General features: G+C 67.1%; 23 protein-coding genes. 14 read left to right on the top strand and 9 right to left on the bottom strand.

What is annotated here, in order from left to right; translation table 11 throughout:
• Positions 1 to 179 precede the first annotated feature (179 nt).
• Positions 180 to 2,444 (bottom strand): FdhF/YdeP family oxidoreductase, encoded by a 2,265-nt coding sequence (locus tag QP166_RS16880; RefSeq protein ID WP_333916960.1) that lies wholly within the window; start codon positions 2,442 to 2,444, stop codon positions 180 to 182.
• Positions 2,445 to 2,451: 7 nt separating this feature from the next.
• On the bottom strand, positions 2,452 to 3,228 hold the full coding sequence (gene fdhD / locus QP166_RS16875; protein WP_333916959.1) for a formate dehydrogenase accessory sulfurtransferase FdhD: 777 nt from the start codon (positions 3,226 to 3,228) through the stop codon (positions 2,452 to 2,454).
• 134 nt (positions 3,229 to 3,362) lie between these two features.
• Here fdhD and QP166_RS16870 point away from each other — a divergent pair, with 134 nt between their 5' ends.
• Complete coding sequence (locus QP166_RS16870) at positions 3,363 to 3,539, top strand: hypothetical protein (protein WP_333916958.1); 177 nt, start codon at positions 3,363 to 3,365, stop codon at positions 3,537 to 3,539.
• Here QP166_RS16870 and QP166_RS16865 read toward each other — a convergent pair.
• The 3 genes from QP166_RS16865 to QP166_RS16855 all read right to left on the bottom strand — a co-directional run bounded on the left by QP166_RS16865 (position 3,536) and on the right by QP166_RS16855 (position 5,210).
• Positions 3,536 to 4,126 (bottom strand): urea carboxylase-associated family protein, encoded by a 591-nt coding sequence (locus tag QP166_RS16865; RefSeq protein ID WP_333916957.1) that lies wholly within the window; start codon positions 4,124 to 4,126, stop codon positions 3,536 to 3,538. The two genes, QP166_RS16870 and QP166_RS16865, sit on opposite strands and share 4 nt — an antisense overlap.
• Positions 4,123 to 4,833, bottom strand: a complete 711-nt coding sequence (gntA, locus tag QP166_RS16860; RefSeq protein ID WP_443027224.1) for a guanitoxin biosynthesis heme-dependent pre-guanitoxin N-hydroxylase GntA — start codon at positions 4,831 to 4,833, stop codon at positions 4,123 to 4,125. The genes QP166_RS16865 and gntA overlap by 4 nt, the downstream gene beginning before the upstream one ends.
• A 74-nt stretch (positions 4,834 to 4,907) precedes the next feature.
• Positions 4,908 to 5,210: a 4a-hydroxytetrahydrobiopterin dehydratase gene (locus QP166_RS16855; protein WP_333916955.1), complete on the bottom strand. Its 303-nt coding sequence runs from the start codon at positions 5,208 to 5,210 to the stop codon at positions 4,908 to 4,910.
• Positions 5,211 to 5,276: 66 nt separating this feature from the next.
• On the opposite strand from QP166_RS16855, the gene QP166_RS16850 reads away from it, so the two are divergent.
• The 3 genes from QP166_RS16850 to QP166_RS16840 are packed head-to-tail and all read left to right on the top strand — an operon-like array spanning position 5,277 to position 6,867.
• Positions 5,277 to 5,678: a metallopeptidase family protein gene (locus QP166_RS16850; protein ID WP_333916954.1), complete on the top strand. Its 402-nt coding sequence runs from the start codon at positions 5,277 to 5,279 to the stop codon at positions 5,676 to 5,678.
• Positions 5,672 to 6,241: a heme ABC exporter ATP-binding protein CcmA gene (gene ccmA / locus QP166_RS16845; protein ID WP_333916953.1), complete on the top strand. Its 570-nt coding sequence runs from the start codon at positions 5,672 to 5,674 to the stop codon at positions 6,239 to 6,241. Before QP166_RS16850 ends, ccmA begins: the two co-directional genes overlap by 7 nt.
• Positions 6,238 to 6,867: a heme exporter protein CcmB gene (locus QP166_RS16840; RefSeq protein ID WP_333916952.1), complete on the top strand. Its 630-nt coding sequence runs from the start codon at positions 6,238 to 6,240 to the stop codon at positions 6,865 to 6,867. The genes ccmA and QP166_RS16840 overlap by 4 nt, the downstream gene beginning before the upstream one ends.
• A 216-nt stretch (positions 6,868 to 7,083) precedes the next feature.
• On the opposite strand, the gene QP166_RS16835 is transcribed toward QP166_RS16840, so the two are convergent.
• On the bottom strand, positions 7,084 to 7,965 hold the full coding sequence (locus QP166_RS16835) for a class I SAM-dependent methyltransferase (RefSeq protein WP_333916951.1): 882 nt from the start codon (positions 7,963 to 7,965) through the stop codon (positions 7,084 to 7,086).
• On the bottom strand, positions 7,965 to 9,362 hold the full coding sequence (gene thrC, locus QP166_RS16830; protein ID WP_333916950.1) for a threonine synthase: 1,398 nt from the start codon (positions 9,360 to 9,362) through the stop codon (positions 7,965 to 7,967). The genes QP166_RS16835 and thrC overlap by 1 nt, the downstream gene beginning before the upstream one ends.
• Before the next feature lie 84 nt (positions 9,363 to 9,446).
• On the opposite strand from thrC, the gene QP166_RS16825 reads away from it, so the two are divergent.
• Entirely contained in the window at positions 9,447 to 10,676 is a 1,230-nt protein-coding gene (locus tag QP166_RS16825; RefSeq protein ID WP_333916949.1) for a cyclopropane-fatty-acyl-phospholipid synthase family protein, read from the top strand.
• Between the two features lie 118 nt (positions 10,677 to 10,794).
• Here the strand turns inward: QP166_RS16825 and QP166_RS16820 are convergent, their stop codons facing one another.
• Complete coding sequence (locus tag QP166_RS16820) at positions 10,795 to 11,355, bottom strand: EF-hand domain-containing protein (protein ID WP_333916948.1); 561 nt, start codon at positions 11,353 to 11,355, stop codon at positions 10,795 to 10,797.
• Positions 11,356 to 11,370: 15 nt separating this feature from the next.
• Between QP166_RS16820 and QP166_RS16815 the strand changes: the two genes are divergently transcribed.
• The 6 genes from QP166_RS16815 to QP166_RS16790 all read left to right on the top strand — a co-directional run bounded on the left by QP166_RS16815 (position 11,371) and on the right by QP166_RS16790 (position 15,312).
• Positions 11,371 to 12,615 (top strand): argininosuccinate synthase, encoded by a 1,245-nt coding sequence (locus tag QP166_RS16815; protein WP_333916947.1) that lies wholly within the window; start codon positions 11,371 to 11,373, stop codon positions 12,613 to 12,615.
• Positions 12,616 to 12,750: 135 nt separating this feature from the next.
• Positions 12,751 to 13,284 carry a hypothetical protein gene (locus QP166_RS16810; RefSeq protein ID WP_333916946.1) on the top strand — a complete coding sequence of 178 codons (534 nt, stop codon included), beginning with the start codon at positions 12,751 to 12,753 and terminating at the stop codon, positions 13,282 to 13,284.
• A complete protein-coding gene (locus QP166_RS16805; RefSeq protein WP_333916945.1) occupies positions 13,275 to 13,865 on the top strand; it encodes a hypothetical protein in 591 nt (196 codons plus the stop codon). Before QP166_RS16810 ends, QP166_RS16805 begins: the two co-directional genes overlap by 10 nt.
• Positions 13,862 to 14,239, top strand: coding sequence for a hypothetical protein (locus tag QP166_RS16800; RefSeq protein ID WP_333916944.1), 378 nt, complete (start codon positions 13,862 to 13,864; stop codon positions 14,237 to 14,239). Before QP166_RS16805 ends, QP166_RS16800 begins: the two co-directional genes overlap by 4 nt.
• A 137-nt stretch (positions 14,240 to 14,376) precedes the next feature.
• Positions 14,377 to 14,754, top strand: a complete 378-nt coding sequence (locus QP166_RS16795; protein ID WP_333916943.1) for a hypothetical protein — start codon at positions 14,377 to 14,379, stop codon at positions 14,752 to 14,754.
• 156 nt (positions 14,755 to 14,910) lie between these two features.
• Entirely contained in the window at positions 14,911 to 15,312 is a 402-nt protein-coding gene (locus QP166_RS16790) for a hypothetical protein (RefSeq protein WP_333916942.1), read from the top strand.
• 78 nt (positions 15,313 to 15,390) lie between these two features.
• On the opposite strand, the gene QP166_RS16785 is transcribed toward QP166_RS16790, so the two are convergent.
• Positions 15,391 to 17,787 (bottom strand): hypothetical protein, encoded by a 2,397-nt coding sequence (locus QP166_RS16785; RefSeq protein WP_333916941.1) that lies wholly within the window; start codon positions 17,785 to 17,787, stop codon positions 15,391 to 15,393.
• Positions 17,788 to 17,897: 110 nt separating this feature from the next.
• Between QP166_RS16785 and QP166_RS16780 the strand changes: the two genes are divergently transcribed.
• The 3 genes from QP166_RS16780 to QP166_RS16770 are packed head-to-tail and all read left to right on the top strand — an operon-like array spanning position 17,898 to position 22,893.
• Positions 17,898 to 19,412 carry an NAD(P)/FAD-dependent oxidoreductase gene (locus QP166_RS16780; protein ID WP_333916940.1) on the top strand — a complete coding sequence of 505 codons (1,515 nt, stop codon included), beginning with the start codon at positions 17,898 to 17,900 and terminating at the stop codon, positions 19,410 to 19,412.
• A 28-nt stretch (positions 19,413 to 19,440) separates the two neighbouring features.
• The gene (locus QP166_RS16775; RefSeq protein WP_333916939.1) at positions 19,441 to 21,180 is read left to right on the top strand and encodes a hypothetical protein; all 1,740 of its coding nucleotides are present in this window, start codon (positions 19,441 to 19,443) and stop codon (positions 21,178 to 21,180) included.
• A 9-nt stretch (positions 21,181 to 21,189) separates the two neighbouring features.
• The gene (locus tag QP166_RS16770; protein ID WP_333916938.1) at positions 21,190 to 22,893 is read left to right on the top strand and encodes a hypothetical protein; all 1,704 of its coding nucleotides are present in this window, start codon (positions 21,190 to 21,192) and stop codon (positions 22,891 to 22,893) included.
• Positions 22,894 to 22,919 lie beyond the last annotated feature (26 nt).

Below are 22,919 nucleotides of genomic sequence, written 5' to 3'. Positions count from 1 at the left end.
CGTTCGGCGGCGATCGTGGCGCTAACGCCGGTTTGTCGCATAATTATGCCGGAGAGGGTGGGGGTGCTCCCTCTCCCCTTGGCGAGAGGGTTGGGGTGAGGGGTTGGGGTCTCACCGAGAGCGGCCTCTCTGCGAGGCACCGGCCCCTCACCCAACCCTCTCCCCGGAAGGGGAGAGGGCTAGATAACGATCCTCACCGGCACCGACTTCGCCGCCGGAACATGGCTTTCCTCGGCATGATGCGACAGCGGGATCAGCGGGTTGCACTCCGGATAATATGCCGCGATGCAGCCGTCGGGCACGTCATATTCGACGACGATCAGATCGCCGACGCGGCGATCGTGATTGTCCTCCGCATCGGTGGCGAGCGTCACCTTCTGCCCGGCGGTCAGGCCGGCGCGCGCGATGTCGGCGCGGTTCATCAGCACCACTTGCCGCGTGCCGTTGATCCCGCGGAAGCGATCCGAATAGCCGTAGATCGTGGTGTTAAACTGGTCGTTCGAGCGCAACGTCAGCAGCCGGAAGCGCCCCTCCGCCTCGCTGAAGCCGGTGGCGTTGAGCACGTCGGGGACGAGGAACTCCGCCTTGCCGCTCTTGGTATCCCATTCGCGGCCGGCGGCCTTGTTGCCCTTCCAGAAGCCGCCCTTTTCGTCACGCAGCCGCTCGTTGAAGCGCGCGAAGAAGTCGGGGAAGACCGCGGCGATCTCGTCACGGACCAGGCTGTAGTCGCCGACCCAGGCGTCCCAGTCGATCGCGGGATTGGGCGGCAGCAACGCCTTGGCGATCCCGGCGACGATCGCGGGTTCGGAGAGAAGGTGCGGGCTGGCCGGCTCGACCTTGCCGAGCGAGGGGTGGATGACGCTGGTCGAATCCTCGACGGTCACGCGCTGCGGGCCGGTTGCCTGCAGGTCGCGCTCGATGCGGCCGAGGCACGGCAGCAGCCAGGTGTCGCCCGCTGCGGGGATCAGGTGGCTGCGGTTGAGCTTGGTGGCGATCTGCACCGACAGGTCCATCCGCGCCCAGCCTTCCTCGACCAGTTCGGTCTCGGGCACGGCGCGTGCGAAATTGCCGCCGAGCGAGAGGAACGCCTTGACCGTGCCGTCGATGATCCCGCGGCACGCCGCCACCGTATCGAGCCCCTTTTCGGTCGGCGGCGAGAAGCCGTAGCGTTCCTTGAGCTTCTCGACCGGCGCGAGTTCGGTCTTCTCGGTGATGCCGACGGTGCGCTGCCCCTGGACGTTGCTGTGGCCGCGCACCGGGCACAGTCCCGCGCCGGGCCTGCCGATGTTGCCGCGCATCAGCATCAGGTTGACGAGCATCCGGACGTTGTCGACGCCCTTCACATGCTGGGTCAGCCCCATGCCGTAGATCGCCATCGCGGCCTTGGCGCGGCCATAAGCGGCGGCGGCGCGCTCGATCGCGGCGCGGATCAGCCCCGACTCATGCTCGATCTCATCCCATGTGGTCGCCTGCACCTTGGCGGCGAAGGGCGCGAAATCATGGGTGTGTTCGGCGATGAAGTCATGGTCGATCGCGTCGTTGGCGAGCAGCCATTTGGCGATGCCCATCATCACCGCAATGTCGCCGCCGGCCTTCACCTGATGATATTGGGTGGCAATCGGCGTTTCCTTGGCCGTCGCCATCTCGACCGGATTCTGCGGATCGGTGAACCGCTCCAGCCCGCGTTCCTTGAGCGGGTTGAAGACGATGATGTCCGCGCCGCGCTTGTGGACGGCGCGCAGTTGGTGGAGCATCCGCGGGCTGTTGGTCGCGACATTCTGCCCGAAGTGGAGGATGCAGTCGGTGGTGTCGAAGTCCTCGAGCTTCGTCGTGCCGACCGGCACGCCGATCGAGGTCTTGAGCCCGACCGAGGTCGATTCGTGGCACATGTTCGAACTGTCGGGCAGGTTCTGGTTGCCATAGAGCCGCGCCAGCAACTGCCACATGAACGAGGTCTCGAGGCTGGCGCGGCCCGAGGCGTAGAAGACGACCGACTTCGGCGGCAGCGCCTTCAACCGTGTGCCGATCGCCTTGAACGCCTCCTCCCACGGCGCGACGACATATTTGTCAGTCGCCGGGTCGTATTTCATCGGATGCGTCAGCCGCCCGGCTTCCTCCAACCGGTAGTCGGTCCAGCCGCGCAGCTCGGTTAGCGTGTGCTGGCGGAAGAAGTCGGGGGTGACGCGCTGGCTGGTAATCTCCCATGCGGTCGCCTTCGCGCCATTCTCGCAGAATTCGACCGGTCCGGGCGGGTAGGGCTTCGACCAGGCGCAGCTGACGCAGGCGAAGCCGTCGTGCTTGTTCTGGCGGAGCAGCTCGGCCGACGTCTGCGCGATGTTCTTCTCGCGCGGGATGATGTCGGCGAGCGAGCGCATCGACCCCCAGCCGCCGGCCGGTCCTTCATACGGGGTGAAATCGGGGCGATCGTCGTGCTGCTCGGTCATGCACGCGCTAACGCACAGGGCGCGAGAAAAGCACCGCGTCGTCGCGCGCGAGCGACACCAGCGTCAGCCCGGCGGCGCGCGCGCGGTCGAGCGCGAGGCTGGTCGCCGCCGACACCGTGACCAGCATCGGACACCCCGCCAGCGCGGCCTTCTCCACCAGCTCGTAGGAGCAGCGCGACGACAGCAAAGCGAAGCCGTCGTCCCAGCCGAAGCCCTGCCGCGCCATCGCGCCGATCAGTTTGTCGAACGCATTGTGCCGCCCGACATCCTCGCGTGCGAGGCGGATCGTGCCGTCGTGCGTGCACAGCAGCGCGGCGTGCGCGGCGCCGGTGGCGCGGTTGAGCGGCTGGTGCGTGCGCATCGCGGCCAGCGCGGCGAAGATCGCCGCGGGCGCGGCGGTCGCCTCGGGGACGCGCGGCAGCGCGCGGTGGACGGCGTCGAGATTGTCCATCCCGCACAGCCCGCACGAACTGTCGCTGGTCCGCCGCCGCACCCGGTCGAGCATTGCGGCGGCGCGGGCCGGCGGCACCGCGAGGCGGACGATCGTGCCCTGCGGCGTGTCGTGGATGTCCAGCGACTCGATTTCGTCAGCCGCGGTGACGATCCGCTCGGCGAGCGCGAAGCCGGTCGCGAAGTCGGCGATATGCTGCGGAGTCGCCATCATCACCGCATAGCCAATGCCGTTGACCTCGATCGCCACCGGCGCTTCCTCGATCACCGCGCGTTCGTGCGGCGCGGCGGGCGAGTCGGGGGTGACGCGGTCGAAGCTCTGCGTGATCGTCATTCAGCCACATCATCGCGTTCGTCGAATTTCACCAGCGCCGACTTGATCGAGATGAATGAAAGCGCCGCCGGGCTGCCGCACATTCGCACGCAGTTGAGCGCGTACCGTCATTCCTCGATTCGGGAGCATCGGTCATGTCCGCCACCGGCGATGTCGCCTATTTCCGTCGACGCATTCTCGAAGAAAAGCAGCGCGCGCGCGCCGCGTGCGAGGAAGCGATCCGCCGGCTGCATCTCGATCTCGCGGCGCGCTATGCGGAGCGGGCCGAGGAGGCCGAGCGTCGCGCGACCCTCTTCCCTGCGTCGCCCTAGTAGACGCGATAGTGGATCGGCTTGAAGCTGCCCCCGTTCGACGCGGGAGCCGAGCAGGCCGTCAACCCGATCACCAGACCCATTTCCGCGCGCAGCACGATGCGGTCGCCGGCCTTGCTGACCGGTGGCAGCACCTCCAGCCGGCCGGTAGGACCGTCGACGGGCACGTTCATGAAGCAGTTGAACGCGACCGGGATCATGTCCTCGGTGATGCCCCACGGCGCCAGCGCCTCGGCGAGGTTGCCGAAGCAGCCGCGATGCCGGGGCAGGTCGGGGTAGAAATGGTCGAACGTCGCGTAGGAACACGGCGTCAGCAGGAAGTCGTGCCGCCCGACCGTGTCCTCGACGATCTCCAGCATCACGTTCGAGCGGTTGGAGTAGAGCTTGTGCCCCGTCGTCAGCCGGATCGTCTCTGCGTAATCGAGCGTCCGCCCCGACGACAGCACCTCGCGCACGTCGGCGCTGTTATAGGCGAGCAGATCGGCGACCTGCACGCCGCGCGGATCGATGACGGTCAGCGTCTGCCCTGCGGACAGCGTGAAGCCCGCCCCGCTGCGCGGTGCGATCTCGTGAACGGTGCCGGTCATGCGTGCTTTTCGCCCGTATAGTGGAATGGGCAGCGCCATGCCTCGTCGACGACCCGCCCGCTATATTGCCGCGCCTCGCTGGTTTCGCCGTGGCGGGAGAGCATCGGGTTGCGCGAACCGGCGATCGCCTCGTCGCGGACCATGATCGCCTCGCGCATCGGCTCGTAGCGACCGTCGGCGCGCAGCGTCTCGAACTGGTCGTGAAGGTTGAACACCAACGTCGGCCGCGCGAAGCGTCGTGCCGGGCGCGATGCGTTTGGATGGAGCCCCACGACGAAGAACGCCTCGCCGCCGAAGCTTAGCGAGAAATGCGAGTCGGCCGGGTCGTGGCTGACGCGCGTGTCATAGGACTGACCGCGCCAGACGTCCTTGTCGGAGAGCGACTGGATGCGGCGCCACAGCGCCTTCTCGAACGCGGGTTCGTCGAGACCGTCCGGCCCGTCGAACACCACCGCGAAGCTGCGAAACAATGCCGGATCCTCGCGATAGGCGGCGGCGAACTTCACCAGTCCGTCGTGGATGCGCAGGTCGTCCCATGCGCTGTCGATGTTGGTGCAGGCCAGAACGCTGAGCGTCCCGCGTGCCAGCGCGGCCTTGGCGCCGACGCACGGAAAGGCGCGTTCGGCGACATGATCGTGAAGGAGGGATTCCAGTTCCGCCTGCGCATGATGCGTCCAGCGGAACATCGGTGTATCAGGTGCCGGCATAGGGCAGGTAGACGGACAAGAGCCGGCGAACGTTCCAAAGATTCATACTGACGGCGATCAATGCCGAAACGGCTTCACCCGCCCAGGATCGCGTCGATCGCCGTCGCCAACTCGATATCCCGACCGGAAAGTCCACCGGCATCATGCGTCGTCAGCAGGATTTCGACGCGGTTCCAGACGTTGGTCCATTCGGGATGATGGTCCGCACGCTCGGCGAGCAGCGCAACTTGCGTCATGAATCCGAATGCTTCGGCAAAGTCGGTGAAGACGATCGAGCGCGTGATCGCATCGCGGCCCTCGTCATAATCCCAATCGGGCAGCGCATCGAGCGCGTCGGCCCGCTCGGCCTCGCTCAACGGTTCGATCGTCTCGGCCATGCATCCGCTCCCTTCCGCTACTTCGCCCCGGGCGGTATGGCCGGCGGGATGGACGGGCAAGAGGTAATGGGCATCGCGCCCACCGCGGACGCGATCGAGGCGCATGCGCGGGGCGTGATCGCGCGGCTGCCCGCCGAATTTCGGGCGCATCTCGGCGATGTGGTGCTGCTGGTCGAAGAGGAGGCGGATGCGGAGACGCTCGCCGCGCTCGGGCTGGAGCATCCGCTCGAACTGACCGGCCTGTATCACGGGCAGCCGATCGGCGCGAAAAGCGCGTTCGACAGTGGGGCGCTGCCCGATCGCATCCATTTGTACCGGCAGGCGATCCTCGCCGAATGGTGCGAGACCGACGTGCGACTCGACGATCTGGTCGCCCATGTCACGATCCACGAGATCGGCCACCATTTCGGGCTGTCGGACGACGACATGCATACGCTGGAAGAGGCGGTGGCGGACGGCGCGTGCTGAGTGCGCAGGGGCTGACGGTCGCGCGTGGCGGGCGGTTGCTGATCGAGGACCTGGATCTGGCAGTGTCGCGCGGTGGCGCATTGCTGGTGCAGGGGCCGAACGGCGCGGGCAAGTCGAGCCTGTTGCGTGTGCTTGCCGGGTTGCTGCCGCCTGTCGCAGGCGCGGTGACGCGCGAGGGTTCGTTGGCGTGGATGGGTGAAGCGACGGCGCTCGACGGCGAGCGGCGGCTGGGCGAGGCGCTGCGCTTCTGGGCGACGCTGGACCGCGCGGCGGGCGCGGCGCTGCGCGTGTCGGCGGCGCTGGGGGCGGTCGGGCTGGAGGAGCTGGACGATGTCCCGGTGCGGCTGTTGTCGACCGGGCAGCGGCGTCGCGCCGCGCTGGCGCGGGTCGTCGCGGCGGGCGCAGACCTGTGGCTGCTCGACGAACCCGCCAGCGGGCTGGACGCGGCGGCGGTTACGCGGCTGGAAATGCTGATCGACGGGCATCGCGGCGGCGGCGGTGCGGTGATCGTGACCACGCATCAGCCGCTCGCACTGCCCGATGCGACGACGGTGCTGTTGTGATCGCGCTGTTCTGGCGCGACGTGCGGCGTGGCTATGCCGGCGGTGGCGCGACGTTGGTGATCGCGTTCTTCCTGCTGGTGGCGGTGCTGTTTCCGTTCGCGATCGGGCCGGATGCGGCGTTGCTCGCGCGGATCGGCGGCGGAGTGATCTGGGCGGCGGCGCTGCTCGCCGCGCTGCTGCCGGTCGAACGGCTGGTACAGCCCGACCTCGAGGCCGGGGTGCTCGATCAATTGATGGTGCGTGGCGTGTCGCCGGCGATGGTCGCGGCGGTCAAGATCGCGGCGCATTGGTGCGCCTTTGCGCCGCCGTTGATGCTGGCGGCGGTGATCGCGGCGGGGTTGCTCGATTTGTCGGCGGAGCGGTTGTTGTTGGTCGAAGCGGGGCTTCTGCTGGGGACGCCGGGCCTCGCCGCGCTGGCGATCGCGACCGGGGCGCTGGTCGCGGGGTTGCGCGGGGCGGGGGCGGTCGCGGGACTGGTGATGCTGCCGCTCGCGGTGCCGCTGCTGATCTTCGGCGCCGGGGCGATCGAGGGTGGGTCGAGCGGGTTGAAGCTGCTGGCGGCGGTGAGCCTGGTGCTGGTGGCCGGCGCTCCGGTGGTGGCGGGCGCGGCGATGCGCGCGGAATAGGCTTGCGTGCTCCTGCGAAGGCAGGAGCACGGGAGGTGGCGCTTCTGGCTCTGGGCTCCTGCGTGCGCAGGAGCACCCACTTGCCGCGAACGCTTTCCGCATCTCCCCCGTTCGTCCTGAGCTTGTCGAAGGGCGTGTTCGCGGCACGTGCTTCGACAGGCTCAGCACGAACGGAGAGGAAAAGGGCTGTCGCCGCGGGAAGCGCGCGGCACCCGCTTACCGCGACCAGCGCGCCCAGATTGCGGTCGGCAGCGCCAGCCCGCGTGCTTCCTCGCGCACCGCCAATTCGCCCGCCTCGACGGTGCCGGGCAGGTCAGCGAACGCCTGTCGCAGCATTTCGCCGATCGCCAGCGCCGACATCCGCACCGCATAGACGGTCAGGAACAGATAGCGCGACTCGGCATCGAGCAACCGCCGGCAATCCGCGATCAGCGCGGGCAGATGCTCCTCCAGCCGCCACACCTCACCGTCCGGCCCGCGCCCGTATTTGGGCGGATCGAGCAGGATGCCGTCATAGCGACGCCCGCGCCGCACTTCGCGCGCGACGAACTTGGCGGCGTCGTCGATGATCCAGCGGACCGGGGCGTCGGCCATCCCGGAGAGCGCCGCATTGCCGCGCGCCGCCTCGACCGATTTTTTCGAGGCGTCGACGTGCACCATCTTCGCGCCGATCGCCGACAGCGCCAGCGTGCCGACGCCAGTGTAGCCGAACAGATTCAGGCACTCCGGCTCGGCCATGCCGGCGATGCGCCCGCGCATCCACGACCAGACCGGCGCCATGTCGGGGAAGAAGCCGAGGTGGCGGAACGGCGTGGTCTGCGCGGTGAAGCGGACGCGCGCGTCATCCTCGCTCCACGCGAGCGGCCAGCCGTCGCGCGGGACCGGCTCGGCGAAATGCCATTGCCCGCCCCCGTCCTCGTCGCTGCCGGGCACGAACTCACCGTGCGCGCGCCAGTCGGGCTTGGCGGGCGCCCAGAGTGCCTGTGGCTCGGGGCGGATGAAGCGGAAGCGGCCGTAGCGTTCGAGCTTGCGGCCATGACCGGAGTCGATCAGCCCGTAATCGGCCCACGGTTCGCCGATGAGAGACGACAGGTCCATCAGCCGCGCGGCACCGCGTGTTGCGCCACATATCCGCTGACCGCCTCATAGGTGGCGTCGAGCGTGACGAACCGTTCCTCGCGCTCGAACAGGTCGCCGACACGCGGCGGCAGCGGCGGGCGCACGCCGGTGGCGCGCTCGACCGCGTCGCCGAACTTCGCCGGATGCGCGGTCGCCAGCGTCACCATCGGCACGCCCTCGGCCGCATGTCGCTGCGCCGCCGCCAGCGCGATCGCGGTATGCGGGTCGACGATCTGGCCGCTACGCTCGTGCGCGTGGCGCATCGCGAGCGCCATGTCGTCGGTGTCGACGCGCTCACCGACGAACAGCGGGCTCGCGCCCTGTGTCTGCGCGTTGGTCAGCCGAATGCTGCGCGCATCCTCAAAGCTGCGCATCTGCTCGGCCAGCGCCGCACCGTCGCGGCCGCCGAGATCGAACAGCAGCCGCTCGAAGTTGCTCGACACCTGGATGTCCATCGACGGGGTCGGGGTCGGCACGACGGTGCGGCTGGAATAATCGCCGTTGCTCAGCGCGCGCGCGAGGATGTCGTTGACGTTGGTCGCGACCACCAGCCTGGCGATCGGCAGCCCCATCTTCGCCGCGACATAGCCCGCGAAGACGTCGCCGAAATTGCCGGTCGGCACGCTGAACGCGACCGGCTTCGCGGGCGCGCCCAGCCGGACCGCGGCGTAGAAATAATAGACCACCTGCGCCATCAACCGCGCCCAGTTGATCGAATTAACCGCCGACAAGCGGAAGCGACCGGCGAAGGACGTGTCGTTGAACATCGCCTTCACCAGCGCCTGCGCGGTATCGAAGTCGCCGCGGATCGCGATGTTGTGGACGTTGGGCGCACCGACGGTGGTCATCTGCCGGCGCTGCACCTCGCTCACCCGGCCTTCGGGGTGGAGCATGAAGATGTCGACGCCGCTCCGCCCCGCCACCGCATCGATCGCCGCCGAGCCGGTGTCGCCGCTGGTCGCGCCGACGATCGTCAGATGCTGGTCGGTGCCCTGCAGGAACCGCTCGAACAAATGCCCCAGCAATTGCAGCGCGACGTCCTTGAACGCCAGCGTCGGGCCGTGGAACAGCTCGAGCAGCCATTGGTCGTGATCGAGCTGCACCAGCGGGGTCACCGCATCATGGCTGAACGCGCCGTACGCCGCTTCGCACAGCCCGCGCAGTTCCTCGCGGGTCAGCGGGCCCTCGACGAACGGCGCCATCACCGCCACCGCGGTGTCGACATAGGACAGCCCGCGCAGCGCGCCGATCGCGTCGGGCGACAGGGTCGGCCAGGTTTCGGGCACGTACAGCCCGCCGTCGGAGGCGAGGCCGGCGAGCGTGACGCCCGCGAAATCGAGCGCGGGCGCGTTCCCGCGGGTGCTGACGTAGCGCATGGGCGTGCTGCCTAGATGCCACGGCAAGCGCACGCAATGCCTCGCCGGTTGCGTATCGCCCAAGGCTGGGTTTAGCAGGCGGTCATGGCATTGATCGACGTCTTCCTCCGCCGCGCCATCCAGCGCGGTCGCCTTACCCTCACCAAGCCCGATGGATCGGTCTCGACCTTCGGGAAGGACGATCCTGCGCTGAAGCCGGTGTCGTTCCGGATCACCGACACCAAGGTCTATCGCGAGATCGCCGCCGATCCCGCGCTGGGCGTCGCCGAGGCGTTCATGGACGGCCGGCTGATCGTCGAGGAAGGCGATATCCTCGACCTGCTGATGCTCGCCACCAGCAACAGCCGCTGGGAGAACGGCAGCAACAAGCTCGCCGCCAGCCCGCTGCGGCGACTCGGCGGGCAGATCCGCCACCGGTTCCTGACCGCGAACAAGGCGCTCGCGTCGAAACGTAACGTCGCGCACCATTACGACCTGTCGGATCGGCTCTACGACCTCTTCCTCGACGTCGATAAGCAGTACAGCTGCGCTTACTACACCGATCCGGCCAACCCGCTGGAACAGGCGCAGGCCGACAAGAAGGCGCATATCGTCGCCAAGCTCGCGATCGAGCCGGGGATGCGCGTACTCGACATCGGCTGCGGCTGGGGCGGGATGGCGCTGTATATCCACGCCAAGACCGGCGCCGAGGTGCTGGGGATCACCCTGTCGGAAGAGCAGCTGAAGGTCGCGAAGCGCCGCGCCGAGGAGGCGGGGGTCGCCGACAAGGTGCGCTTCGAGCTGATCGACTATCGCGCGCTGGAAGAGCCGTTCGACCGGATCGTGTCGGTCGGGATGTTCGAGCATGTCGGCCTGCGCAACTTCCGCACCTACCTGAACAAGTGCCGCGACCTGTTGACCCCCCAGGGCGTGATGCTGCTCCACACGATCGGACGCAGCGACGGGCCGAACTTCACCGACAAGTTCACCGACAAATACATCTTCCCCGGCGGCTATATCCCGGCGCTGTCGGAGGTGCTCAAGGCCAACGAATATATTCGCTGGTTCGTCACCGATATCGAGGTGCTGCGGATGCATTATGCGATGACGCTGCGCGATTGGTATCAGCGGACGGTGGCGGCGCACGACCAGATCGTCGCATTGTACGACGAGCGCTTCTTCCGGATGTGGACCTATTATATCGCCGGCGCGATCGTGTCGTTCACCAACGGGCCGCTGGTGAATTACCAGATCCAGTTCAGCCGCGACCGCCTCGCGCTGCCGCTGACGCGCGATTACATGTTCGACGAAGAGCGGCGCTTGCAAGAGGGGTGACCGCCCGACCACGCCGCCGTCATCCCCGCGAAGGCGGGGATCCAGACGCACAGGCTTCTCGATAGAGCCGCAACGTCGGAGGTTCTGGATTCCCGCCTTTGCGGGAATGACGGGAGGGCTACCGCTTCGGCGTCGCCTTTCCCTGCGCCGCGCCGCCCGCCGCCGCGCGTGCGCGCGCTGCTTCGGTCGCGTCGACCTTGCCGTCCTTGTTCGTGTCATAGGCGTTGAACACCGCGCCCATCAGCGCGTCCGATTCGCGCTTGCTGACCTTGCCGTCCTTGTTGGTATCCGCGCGCGCCAGGAACAGCGCCGCGACGCGCTTGGCATGTGTCGCGTCCAGCGTCTTGCCCGAACCGACCTTCATCTTGCGCATCCGCGCCTCGATCTCGGCGGGCGAGAGGAAGCCGTCCTTGTTCGCGTCCGACGCGGCGAATTCCTTGTCGAGCTTGGCGGTGGCGCTGGCGCGCGTTTCCTGCGCCAGCACGGTGGCGGTCAGCGCCGGCAGCGACAGGAACGCGACGAGCGCGGCGGCGAGGGTAGGGAGGGGGTGGCATGATGCTTCATGCTCGCGCCCTTGCCGGCCCCCGCGTTGACGCGCGCTGAACGGGTCGGCGAGTGGCGGCGGACGGGCGGCAAGACGGTTGCCCTCGCGGGCGCGAGCGCGTAGCGGCCCGCGCAAGAAGGAGCCTTGCCCATGACCGATCAGATCAAGCGTCCAGCCGGCGAAGCCGGGATCAACCGGGTCGTTCTCGCCTATTCGGGAGGGCTGGATACCAGCGTGATCCTGAAGTGGCTCCAGACCGAATATGGCTGCGAGGTCGTCACCTTCACCGCCGATCTGGGTCAGGGCGAAGAGCTGGAGCCGGCGCGCGCCAAGGCCGAGCTGATGGGGATCAAGCCCGAGCATATCTTCATCGACGACCTGCGCGAGGAGTTCGTCCGCGACTACGTCTTCCCGATGATGCGCGCCAATGCGCTGTACGAGGGGCTGTACCTGCTCGGCACCTCGATCGCGCGCCCGCTGATCGCCAAGCGCCAGATCGAGATCGCCAAATTGGTCAACGCCGATGCGGTCAGCCACGGCGCGACCGGCAAGGGCAACGATCAGGTCCGCTTCGAGCTGGGCTATTACGCGCTCAACCCCGATATCAAGGTGATCGCGCCGTGGCGCGAATGGGATCTGACCAGCCGTACCCGGCTGATCGAGTTCGCCGAGGCGCACCAGATCCCGGTGAGCAAGGACAAGCGCGGCGAGGCGCCGTTCTCGACCGACGCGAACCTGTTGCACACCTCGTCGGAGGGCAAGGTGCTGGAGGACCCATGGGACGAGGTGCCCGAATACGTCTTCTCGCGCACCGTCAGCCCGGAGGATGCCCCCGATCAGGCCGAGACGATCACGATCGATTTCGAGCGTGGCGATGGCGTCGCGGTCAACGGCGAGGCGCTGAGCCCCGCGTCGCTGCTCGCCAAGCTCAACGAGCTGGGGCGCAAGCACGGCATCGGGCGGCTCGATCTGGTCGAGAACCGCTTCGTCGGCATGAAGAGCCGCGGCATGTACGAAACGCCGGGCGGGACGATCTACGCGCTGGCGCACCGCGCGATCGAGCAGCTGACGCTGGATCGCGGCGCCGCGCACCTCAAGGACGAACTGGCGCCGCGTTACGCCGAACTGGTCTACAACGGCTTCTGGTTCTCGCCCGAGCGCGAGATGCTCCAGGCGGCGGTCGATCATTCGCAGGAGAAGGTCGCGGGCACCGTGCGGCTGAAGCTGTACAAGGGCGCGTGCCATGTGACCGGGCGCAAGTCGCCGAACTCACTGTATTCGGAAAAGGTCGTGACGTTCGAGGACGATCAGGGCGCCTACGATCAGCGCGATGCGGCAGGCTTCATCAAGCTCAACGCGTTGCGGCTGCGGTTGCTGGGGCGGCGCGATCGGTAACGTCTTGTGATCCGGAGATGATTTCGTCTCCGCTTAAATAACTGGCCGGCCCCCCGTTCGCGGAGGGCCGGCTTTTTCTTGACATCTAGCCATATGTTCTTCAAATGTTCTTGTCGTTTTGAAGGGCGAGGTGAGATGAATCACATTCCTGACATCGACAGACGACGCGACTTTTCGATCTGGCTGCGTACCGGACGACCGCCGACGCGAACGGCTGACGGTATCGAGTTGAAGTTCAACCCCTATCACGATCCGCATAACGGGCAGTTCACCTTTGCGCCGAGCGGTTCGAGGTCGCTGGCGCGAGTCGTCATCTCCCACCGCCGTCCCAAGGCGGCGCTGGAACGCGCTAGGGCAAGCATCTGGCGAAAACCGCCGGCCGCGCCGGTCGACAAGGTGCCGGAGCGCGGCGGCATCATCAATGCGGTCTATCGCCCGGATGGCGACTCGGGATCGTTCCAGAACGTCCAGTTTAGACCGCCCCGGCTGCCGCGAGGCAGCAACAGCCGCGCGTTCGAGGATCCGATGACGCTCGAGCAGACCTTTCCCGGTTTGCGCGACGCCCCCGGCGGCGCGGTCATCTTGCTGCTGGATAATGTCTTCGACCTTACCGGCCCGTCGAACGAACTGATGGCCGCGATGACGAGGAGCGGACCGCGGTGCTCGTAGAGCAGATCAGCGCGATCGATCCTAAGTGGAAATTCCAGTCACTTGGCTCCCCAACAACGTGGGAGGGTGTGCAGAACCAGTTGGATGATTTGCGCCTACAGCGGGCCGCAGCGTTTGCCCGGGTGAAGGGTGACTTGCGACCACTTCAGGTTGAAACGATGCGTGAAATGCAACGTCTGACGGATCGCGCTTATGAGAAAGCGGTCCGGCTTTATCAAAGCGGGGGCCTGAAGGACGGTCTTTCAAAAGAGCAGGTTATCGGTCGATACGTTGATAATGAGGTTCGTCGAAATCTGAGGAAGAGGTATAAAAACTATCAGGCTAAAATGGATGCGAATCAGGTACGAGTGAACCGTCGAGAATATGACACCTCGAAGCCCGAAGCCTCTTATAGGCTGCCCGATGCTAGGGTAGGGGACGTCGCCTACGATGTGACACTCTCGCGCAAGACCGTAAAGGATCCTCAAATACGCGGTTTTTTCAACGCCGATTTCCGTCCGCAGCTTGTGGTTATTATTCGCCCTCGTCAGTTGGGATCGGGAAGCAGTTATATCATCAATAAGCCGGAGGTAGGCAAGTGATTGGTTACGAGCCGTACATTCCTGAGACCTTGAGTGAGCTAATGGATCAGGTCGTTCCAATGATGGGAGATGCACCAAAATTTGCCGACGATTCTGGGTATTTCCCAGAGCAGAATATCGACACAGAGTTTCGCGCGCTGATCGAGGGCTTCGGCAACGTGCGCGACAAGATCGGCGAAGATCAATACACCAAGGCGATCGACATAGCGGCGCGCATGAAGGCGTTGTTTCTGGAGGCCGCCGACGAGGACGATCCCAAGACGCTGGAGGGCATCCTGCTGATCCACGAACTCATCGACATCATCGATGCGGCGCGCGCGGGGCGGGTGAAGTCGAAGCTGAAGGACGACGAAGGCCGGGTCACCGGCGACTGACGTAAGGAGCGTGGCAGCGACGTCGGACCATGCCGTCTAACCCGCGCGCATCGTTTGGCGCTGCCTAGCCCCGGTCGCACCAGGCAGAAATTTGGTCATGATGGCAGGTACATCGTCAATAGACCGGAGGCAGGCAAATGATTGGTTTTGAGCCGTACATTCCTGAGACGTTGAGCGAGCTCATGGATCAAGTTGTTCCCATGATGGGAGACGCGCCTAATTTCAAGTATGAGTCCGGCTACTTTCCGGAGAGAAACATCGACACGGAGTTTCGCGCGCTGACCGAGGGTTTCGGCAACGTGCGCGACAAGATTGGCAAAGACCAATATGCCAAGGCGCTCGACATCGCGGCGCGCATGAAGGCGCTATTTCTGGAGGCCGCCGACGAGGACGATCCGAAGACGATGGAGGGCATCCTGCTGATCCACGAACTCATCGACATTATCGATGCAGCGCGCGCGCGGCGGGTGAAGTCGAAGCTGAAGGACGACGAGGGCCGGGTTACCGGCGACTGACGTAAGGAGCGTGGCAGCGACGTTTGATGCGCCGACCTTGGACCATGCCCTTGAATCCGCGCGTATCTTTTTGGCGCTGCCCGTTACCGGTCGGATAAAGCCTAAGCTTTTTCGCCACGATGGCAGTTACTTTGTTACTCGATCGGAGGCAGGTAAATGACTGGCCCTATCGTAAGTTCGAACCACGATCCCGATCCCTACGTGCCTGAGACATTGAGTGAACTCGATGATTATGTCGTGCCGATGATGGGCAATGCCCCGTTCTTCAAGGATGAAAGCAGCTACCTCCCCGACCGGAGCATCGACACCGAATTCTATGGTTTGATCGAAGGCTTCGGCAGGGTCCGCGACAAGATCGGCGAGGAGCAATACGCCAAGGCGATCGACATTGCGGCGCACATGAAGGCGTTGTTTTTGGAGGCCGCCGACGAGGACGATCCCAAGACGATGGAGGGCATCATGCTGATCCACGAACTCATCGACATTATCGATGCAGCGCGCGCACGACGGGTGAAGTCGAAGCTGAAGGACGACGAGGGCCGCGTTACCGGCGACTGACGGTAGCGCCGCAGATGTCGCGCGCATCGTCACCCCCGATGCGCGTGACCTTTGCCAACATCCGCGCCAACATCGCCGCTATGACAAGGGCTTGCCGACCGGCACCGTGACCACATCCTCCGGCGCATCGAGCAACTTCAGGAACAACCGCTCTCCCGCGGGCTTCGGTATCGTCAACGTCGTGCCAACAAAGCCGGCCGGCACCGTCTGCGCTCCCGCGCCGTCCGCGGTGCCTGCGACCGATGCGATCAGGAACAGGCCCTCGCCCTCGATCGTGCACTCCTTGTCGCCGCACGTCACCTTGGTCAGTGCGGGCAGGCGGACGACGCGCGCCAGCGGCTGCCATTCGCCGAGCGTTTCGCCCTGCACCAGCCGCATCTTGAGCGCGCCGACTGCTGCCGCGCCCAGGGCCTGCCGCGGCGCGAACGTGCCGACCGCGACGTCGCCCCCCAGGGATTGCAGCTTGCCGGAGGCGACGGTCAGCCTGGTCGTCGCATCGTCGTCCGCGGTCGCGACCTCGATCGCGTCGTCGTTGGTGAGCCGCGTGCCGATCGCGCGCACCGAGAAGGTCAGCGTCGCGTCGGGCGCGAGCAACCCGGCGGGAAGCGTCAGCTGCACCTTCGCCGCGGTGGCGGGGGCGTCGACATGGCTGCCGACCAGCTCCAGCCGCGGGCGTGGTGGCGTGATCGTCGCGCGGACCGTCGTGGTGCGACCGTCCTTCAGCGTCACCTTCGCGTCGCTCGCCCCCTGGGCCAGCGTCTCGGTATTAGCGCCGGTGGACAGCGCCAGGCGGTCGCCGCCGCCCGGATCGCGGGTCAGCGCTCCCGCGACGAACGTCACCCCGGCGACCTCGAGCCTGGCGACCTGATCGAGGCGCGCGCCGATCAGCCGGCCTTCCTTGTCGCCGGTGTAGAGCGTGAAGCCCTCCAGCCGGCTCGCCTCGGTCTGTCCCTTGAGGGTCAGCTGCGCGGGCTGCGCGCCGCCATATTGCGCGATCAGCAAGGTCAGTTCGCCGGGGCGGGTGCGCGCGAGCGGCAGCGTCGCGGTGATCTCGTCCCCTGCGCTCGCCTTCCATTCGACCGGCCTGGTCGCGCCGCCACGGTCGCGCAACGCGACCTGCTCGACGCACGACGAGGCGCCGCCCTGCAAGGTCAGCGGGGCGTCACGGCCGATCACCACCGCATCGTCCGGCTTGGGCTGCCACGCGGTCGGTGCGCCGTTCTGGACCGGGAAGCGCGGGCCGGTGAAAGTGTCGAAGCCCCAGCGACCGACCAGCGCCGCCTCGCTGACGCCGACCTGCCCGATCTTCTGGGCGTCGGCGACGACCAGCCCGCCACGCTCGGCATCGGTGGTGACGGGCAGCTCGACGCTGCGCCCGTCCTGCAACCCCAGCCTCAGCCGCAGGTCGCGCGCGAAATCGGTGGCGAACAGCAACGGCGCATCGTCGAGCCGCAGCACGAGGCCCGGCTGCGCGAGGCAGACCGCGTCCTTGGCGGCGGCGCGCAACGGCGGCGGCGCGGCATTGCCGATCGGCGGCAGCGGCGCGACCAGCACGGTCTGCGGGTTCTGGAACGACGGCGGACTGTTGAGCTGCAACCGCAGCCGCTCGCCCGATCCGACCGCCAGCGCGGGTGCATATTGGTAGCTCGCGCTGCGGAACACACCGAACAGCCGCGCGAAGTCGCGCGCCAGCGAAATGTACGGGCTGTAGATCCCCGCGCCGCCCTCCTTGGTGGCGGCGAGGCTATAGGCGAATTGCGTGGTCGTGCCGCCCAGCACCTCGGCCAGCGTCGTCCCGCCGCCGGTCTGGAGCACCATGCCGTCGCGGTTCTGCGTCAGGCACGACGCCTGCAAGGAGCGCGCGCGCGACAGACAATCGGCGTTGAGCTTGATCGCCAGCGTGCCGGCGAGCGCGGTCGAGACGGGCACCAGTCGTTCGGGCGCGCTTTCCTCGATACGCGCGACGCCGTTCACGAACGTCTCCAGCCGCGCGCGATCGAGCGACGCCTGGAACAGGTCCTGCGCGGCGCGGACGAACACGCCCGGGCGCCCGCGCACCGCCTTGACCAAGGCGTTGTATCCGCCGCCGGTTTCCGGCGCCATGAACGCGATCGCCTGTCCGGTGCCTTCCGGCACGGTGATGCTCAGCCCCGACTTCTTGGGATTCTTGTCCCAGGTCTCGGCCTTGAAGAACCAGTCCTTGGGCGGCGGGTTGGTGGCGCCGCGCAGGAAGGCGACCACCAGGACGTAATGCGCCGACTGATCGGCGGGCATGTCGGCGCGCACCTCCAGCTTGTCGCCGGCGCGGATGCCCGGCACCTGCCCGGCGGGCAGCGTGACGCCCCCGCGCGTCACCCGCATCGTCAGCGTCGGGCCGGACAGATCGAAGGTGGTGCTCTGCGCCGTCGCCGCCTCGGGCAACGTCAACGAGACCGCGGCCGCGAGGGCCAGCACGGGAGGAAGAAAAGCGCGCATCCGGCGGGCTATAGAACAGGAGCGCCGGGCTGTGCCACCGTCCGGCGTTAACTCCGCCTCAACCACTTTCCTTCATTGCCTCCTCATCCACTGCAAGCGGAACGGGCGTGATGGCGAAGTCAGGCACTATGGTCGACGTAGCGATCATCGGCGCGGGGCCGGCGGGGCTGACCGCCGGCTATCTGTTGACCAAGGCGGGTTATTCGGTCGCGATCCTCGAAAAGGACGCCGTGTACGTGGGCGGGATCAGCCGCACCGTCGAGCATGAGGGGTTCCGCTTCGATATCGGCGGGCATCGCTTCTTCTCGCGCTCGAAGGAGGTCGTCGACCTCTGGAACGAGCTGCTTCCGCACGATTTCATCGAGCGGCCGCGGATGAGCCGCATTTATTACGAGGGCAAATTCTACAGCTATCCGCTGCGCGCATTCGAGGCGCTCGACAACCTCGGCGTGGTGCGCTCAGCATTGTGCATGGCGAGCTTCGCCAAGGCCAAGCTGTTCCCGAAGCGGGAAGTGAAGAGCTTCGAGGACTGGACCGTCAACGCCTTCGGGCGGAAGCTCTATTCGATCTTCTTCAAGACCTACACCGAAAAGGTGTGGGGAATGCCGTGCGACCGGATGAGCGCGGATTGGGCGGCGCAGCGGATCAAGGGGCTGTCGCTGTGGGGTGCGGTGGTCGACGGGCTGAAGCGCTCGCTGGGCGTCAGCCGCCGGCCGAACGACGGCGTCGGCCAGGCCAAGACGCTGCTGGAGAATTTCCGCTATCCGCGGCTCGGACCGGGGATGATGTGGGATGCGGCGCGCGACCGGATCGTCGAGCGTGGCGGGCAGGTGCTGATGGGCCATGCGCTCCACCAACTGCGGCTGAGCGAGGCGACCGGGCGCTGGACGGTCACCGCCAATGGTGCCGACGGTCTGGTCTCGCTCAATGCCGCGCATGTCATTTCCTCGGCGCCGATGCGCGAGCTGGCGAGCCGCATCCACCCGCTGCCCGCCTCGCTGCCCGAGGCATCGAACCTGAAATATCGCGACTTCCTGACCGTCGCGCTGATGATCCGTTCGCCCGAGCTGTTCCCGGACAATTGGATCTACATCCACGATCCGAAGGTGAAGGTCGGTCGCATCCAGAACTTCCGCTCGTGGTCGCCAGAAATGGTGCCCGATCCCGCGATCGCCTGCGTCGGGCTCGAATATTTCTGCTTCGAGGGCGACGGATTGTGGACGTCGAGCGACCAGCAATTGATCGCACTGGCGACCGCCGAGATGGCGACGCTGGGCCTGTGCGATCCCGCGCAGGTGACGGGCGGCGTCGTCGTGCGGCAGGAGAAGGCCTATCCCGTCTATGACGAGGATTATGCGCAGAACGTCGACATGCTCCGCCGCGAGATCGAGGGCCGCTATGCGACGCTGCACTGCGTCGGGCGTAACGGGATGCATCGCTACAACAATCAGGATCATGCGATGATGACCGCGATGCTGACGGTCCGCAACATCCAGGCCGGCGCGCGCGTCTACGACGTATGGGCGGTCAACGAGGACGCCGAATATCACGAGAGCGGCAACGAGGGGGAGGCGGCGGCGCTCGCCAGCCTGCGGCAGGTGCCGACCGCGCTGAAGGCGGCGTAAGCTGTCACCCGATCGCCGTCAGGCCGCGATGGTGATCGGCGGCTGGGCGCTCGCCTCGCTGGTGCTGCTGATCGCGGGGTGGGGCGCGATCGTCGCGCGCGTGCTGCCCGATGCCGATGATTCGATGCGCTTGCTCGAAGTGCGCGACTGGCTGGCCGGGCAAAGCTGGTTCGATGTTGCGCAGCATCGCCTGAACGGCGGCGCCTTTCCGATGCATTGGTCGCGGCTGGTCGATCTGCCGCTGGCGGGCGTGATCGTGGCGCTGCGACCGCTGCTGGGAACGCCCCTTGCCGAGCATGTTGCGGTGGTGGTCGTGCCGCTGCTCACCTTGCTCGCGGCATTGGCGCTGATCGCGTCGATCGCGCGGCGACTGGGGGGCGACACGCTGGTGTTGCCGGCGTTCTTGATGGCGGCGCTGTCGGTGCCGCTCACCTTCCAGATGTCACCGCTGCGCATCGACCATCATGGCTGGCAGATCGTGCTGGCGCTCGCGGCGACGCGCGGATTGCTCGCGACGCCGGGCGTGCGGAGCGGATTGCTGACCGGCGCGGCACTTGCGACGTTGTTGACGATTTCCCTGGAGGGGCTGCCGATCGCCGCCGGGATCACCGGGGTCGCGGCGCTGGCGTGGATCGTGGCGTCGACGCGCGGGACCATGCTGCGCAGTGCGATGCTCGCGCTGACGGGGGGAGCGATCCTGCTCCATGCGGCGACGCGTGGGCCAGGGTTCTGGCTGCCCGCCTGCGACGCGGTCGCGCCGGCGTGGCTGGCGGTGCTCGGCGTCGCGACGATCGGCATCATCGGCGCGGCGGCGATCGAGCGCTTCGGCATGATCGCGCGATTGATCGCGCTGGGGGTGACCGCGGCAGCGGCGGCGGCGACACTCGTGCTGCTCGCGCCGGTGTGCCTTGCCGGGCCGTTCGGCACGTTGCCGCCACTCGTCTACCGGCTCTGGTATCTGCCGGTGCTGGAGGGGCGGCCGGTCTGGGAACAGCCACCGGTCTGGGCGGCGGCGACGATGGCGCTGCCGATCGCGGGACTGATCGGAGCGGCGCGCGCGTGGCACACGGCAACGGGCGAAGCGCGGGCGCGCTGGACGATGTTCGCATTGTTGCTGCTCGCCGCGACCGTGACGGCAGCGGCAGTCAGCCGTGCGGGAGCGACCGCCAATGCGCTTGCCGCGCCGGCCGCAGCGGTGTGGCTCGCGCACCTGCTGGCGCGCGCTCGTGCGATATCCGGGCCGGTGCCACGGGTTGCGGCGACACTCGCGACGCTGGCGCTCGCCGCGCCGGGAACGCTCGCCGCCGCTGCGTTCAACGCCGTGCCGCATCGCGAGGCGGCGAAGGTCCAGCTCAGCCATCGTCCGCCCTGCCGCGACACGCGCGACATGCGCGTGCTCGGCGCCTTGCCGCCCGGCATCGTCTTCGCGCCGATCGATCTCACCCCGGCGCTGCTGCTCGACACGCCCCATCGCGCGGTCGCGGGCGGCTATCATCGCGGCGCCGCGGCGATCGCGCGCGTCATTACGGGCTTCACCGCCGATCCGGCGACCGCGCGCGCCGCGATCCTCGCGACCCACGCCGACTATCTCGCGGTCTGTCCGGGGATGCAGGAAATGACCGCCAATCGCGACCGCGCGCCCGACGGTTTGTGGGCGCGGCTCGAGCGCGGCGAGCGGTTCGACTGGTTGCGTCCGATCCCCGTTCGCGGCCCCGCGCTGGTCTGGCGCGTCATCCACCCCTTGCGGGAAGGCGGGTCGGCCCCGTAAAGCGCGGCGATGCAGCACGACCGGCTTCACTGGTGGCAGACGCGATGGTTCGTGATCGCGGCGGTGCTGGCGGCGGCGATCCCGCTGCTATGGCCCGATATCCCGCCGATCGTCGATCTGCCCGGACATATGGGGCGTTACCGCGTCCAGCTCGACCGGGGCGCGCATCCGTGGCTCGCGGACTGGTATTCGTTCAAATGGGCGCTGATCGGCAATCTCGGCGTCGACCTGTTGATCGAGCCGCTCGCGCCGCTGGTTGGACTGGAGGCGGCGGTCAAGCTGATCGTCATCGCGATTCCGGTGCTGACGGTCGCCGGGCTGTTGTGGATCGCCCGCGAGGTACATGGGCGCATCCCCGCCACCGCGCTGTTCGCGCTGCCGCTCGCTTACGGCTATCCGGTGCAGTTCGGGTTCGTGAACTTCGCATTGTCGATGGGGTTGGCGCTGTGTCTGTTCGCGCTGTGGCTGCGGCTGGCGCGACTCGGGCGGATCTGGCTGCGCGTCGCGGTGTTCGTGCCGCTGTCGTGCATCTTGTGGGTGGTGCACACCTTCGGCTGGGGCGTGCTGGGCGTGTTGGCCTTTTCCAGCGAGCTGATCCGCCAGCATGACCGGCGCAAGGACGCAGGCAGCGGGCATTGGTTCGAAAGCCTGATTCGCGCCGGGCTCGGCTGCGTGCCGCTCGCACTGCCGATGCTGCTGATGATCGCGTGGCGATCGGGCGCGGACGTCACCGGGCAGACCGCCGACTTCTTCTACTGGCGCACCAAGATCGCATGGATCGTGATGGCGCTGCGCGACCGATGGCTGTGGTTCGATATCGGCAGCATGGCGGTGATCTACCTCGTGCTGTTCAAGGCGCTGCGCGATCCGCGGATCGGCTATTCGCGGCATCTGGGCTTGTCGGCGCTGCTCATGCTGGCGGTCTATATCGTGCTGCCGCGGATCGTGTTCGGCTCCGCCTATGCCGACATGCGGATGGCGCCGTACATGATCGCGGTCGCGGTGATCGCGATTCGGCCGAAGCCGGGCACGACCTTCCGCCACGCCGCGGTGCTGGCGGCGCTGGGGCTGACCTTCTTCGTCGTGCGGCTGGCGGGGACGACGATCAGCTATCTGGAATTCGACCGCGATTACGACGAGGAACTGGCGGCGCTGCCGCATGTGCCGGTCGGCGCGCGGCTGATCAGCTTCGTCGGGCACAATTGCCACAATGCGTGGCGAATGTCGCGGCTGGAGCATCTGCCGGCGATCGCGCTGGTGCGGCGGTTGGCGTATACCGACGATCAATGGTCAATGGCCGGCGCGCAATTGCTGACCTCGCGCTACACCGCCGCCGGGCCCTATGCGCACGATCCGACGCAGATCGTGACCTCGGTGAAATGCCCGGCGGAATGGTGGCGGCCGGCCAATTACGCGCTCGCCCGCTTCCCGCGCGAGGCGTTCGATTATGTGTGGCTGATCCGCCCGCCGGTCTACAATCCGCGCTTCACGGTCGGGCTGGTGCCGATCTGGCGCTCGCCGACCAGCAATTCGACGCTGTTCCGCATCGACCACGACGCGGTCGTACCGGAGGCGAGCGACGAGGAACTGGGTGTACCGCGCTGGCTGATCGAGCGGATCAAGCGGCGGCGCGAGCGGCTGGAGGCGCTGCGGGAACGCCGCGAGCGCGAGGAAGAGCGGCTGGAGCGGTTGCGGGTGGAGCAGGCGCGGTAACCCTTCTGGGTGACGCGTACCACCCG

It is taken from the genome of Sphingomonas sp. LR60 (assembly GCF_036855935.1).
Classification (GTDB): Bacteria; Pseudomonadota; Alphaproteobacteria; order Sphingomonadales; family Sphingomonadaceae; genus Sphingomonas.
This window is presented reverse-complemented; position numbering and strand designations above follow the sequence as displayed.

What these genes read in the sequence shown, in the direction of transcription:
- QP166_RS16880 (WP_333916960.1), bottom strand. Translation starts at nt 2,444, where the DNA reads ATGACCGAGCAGCACGACGATCGCCCCGATTTCACCCCGTATGAAGGA.
- fdhD (WP_333916959.1), bottom strand. Translation starts at nt 3,228, where the DNA reads ATGACGATCACGCAGAGCTTCGACCGCGTCACCCCCGACTCGCCCGCC.
- QP166_RS16870 (WP_333916958.1), top strand. Translation starts at nt 3,363, where the DNA reads ATGTCCGCCACCGGCGATGTCGCCTATTTCCGTCGACGCATTCTCGAA.
- QP166_RS16865 (WP_333916957.1), bottom strand. Translation starts at nt 4,126, where the DNA reads ATGACCGGCACCGTTCACGAGATCGCACCGCGCAGCGGGGCGGGCTTC.
- gntA (WP_443027224.1), bottom strand. Translation starts at nt 4,833, where the DNA reads ATGCCGGCACCTGATACACCGATGTTCCGCTGGACGCATCATGCGCAG.
- QP166_RS16855 (WP_333916955.1), bottom strand. Translation starts at nt 5,210, where the DNA reads ATGGCCGAGACGATCGAACCGTTGAGCGAGGCCGAGCGGGCCGACGCG.
- QP166_RS16850 (WP_333916954.1), top strand. Translation starts at nt 5,277, where the DNA reads ATGGGCATCGCGCCCACCGCGGACGCGATCGAGGCGCATGCGCGGGGC.
- QP166_RS16835 (WP_333916951.1), bottom strand. Translation starts at nt 7,965, where the DNA reads ATGGACCTGTCGTCTCTCATCGGCGAACCGTGGGCCGATTACGGGCTG.
- thrC (WP_333916950.1), bottom strand. Translation starts at nt 9,362, where the DNA reads ATGCGCTACGTCAGCACCCGCGGGAACGCGCCCGCGCTCGATTTCGCG.
- QP166_RS16825 (WP_333916949.1), top strand. Translation starts at nt 9,447, where the DNA reads ATGGCATTGATCGACGTCTTCCTCCGCCGCGCCATCCAGCGCGGTCGC.
- QP166_RS16815 (WP_333916947.1), top strand. Translation starts at nt 11,371, where the DNA reads ATGACCGATCAGATCAAGCGTCCAGCCGGCGAAGCCGGGATCAACCGG.
- QP166_RS16810 (WP_333916946.1), top strand. Translation starts at nt 12,751, where the DNA reads ATGAATCACATTCCTGACATCGACAGACGACGCGACTTTTCGATCTGG.
- QP166_RS16795 (WP_333916943.1), top strand. Translation starts at nt 14,377, where the DNA reads ATGATTGGTTTTGAGCCGTACATTCCTGAGACGTTGAGCGAGCTCATG.
- QP166_RS16790 (WP_333916942.1), top strand. Translation starts at nt 14,911, where the DNA reads ATGACTGGCCCTATCGTAAGTTCGAACCACGATCCCGATCCCTACGTG.
- QP166_RS16785 (WP_333916941.1), bottom strand. Translation starts at nt 17,787, where the DNA reads ATGCGCGCTTTTCTTCCTCCCGTGCTGGCCCTCGCGGCCGCGGTCTCG.
- QP166_RS16780 (WP_333916940.1), top strand. Translation starts at nt 17,898, where the DNA reads ATGGCGAAGTCAGGCACTATGGTCGACGTAGCGATCATCGGCGCGGGG.
- QP166_RS16775 (WP_333916939.1), top strand. Translation starts at nt 19,441, where the DNA reads ATGGTGATCGGCGGCTGGGCGCTCGCCTCGCTGGTGCTGCTGATCGCG.
- QP166_RS16770 (WP_333916938.1), top strand. Translation starts at nt 21,190, where the DNA reads ATGCAGCACGACCGGCTTCACTGGTGGCAGACGCGATGGTTCGTGATC.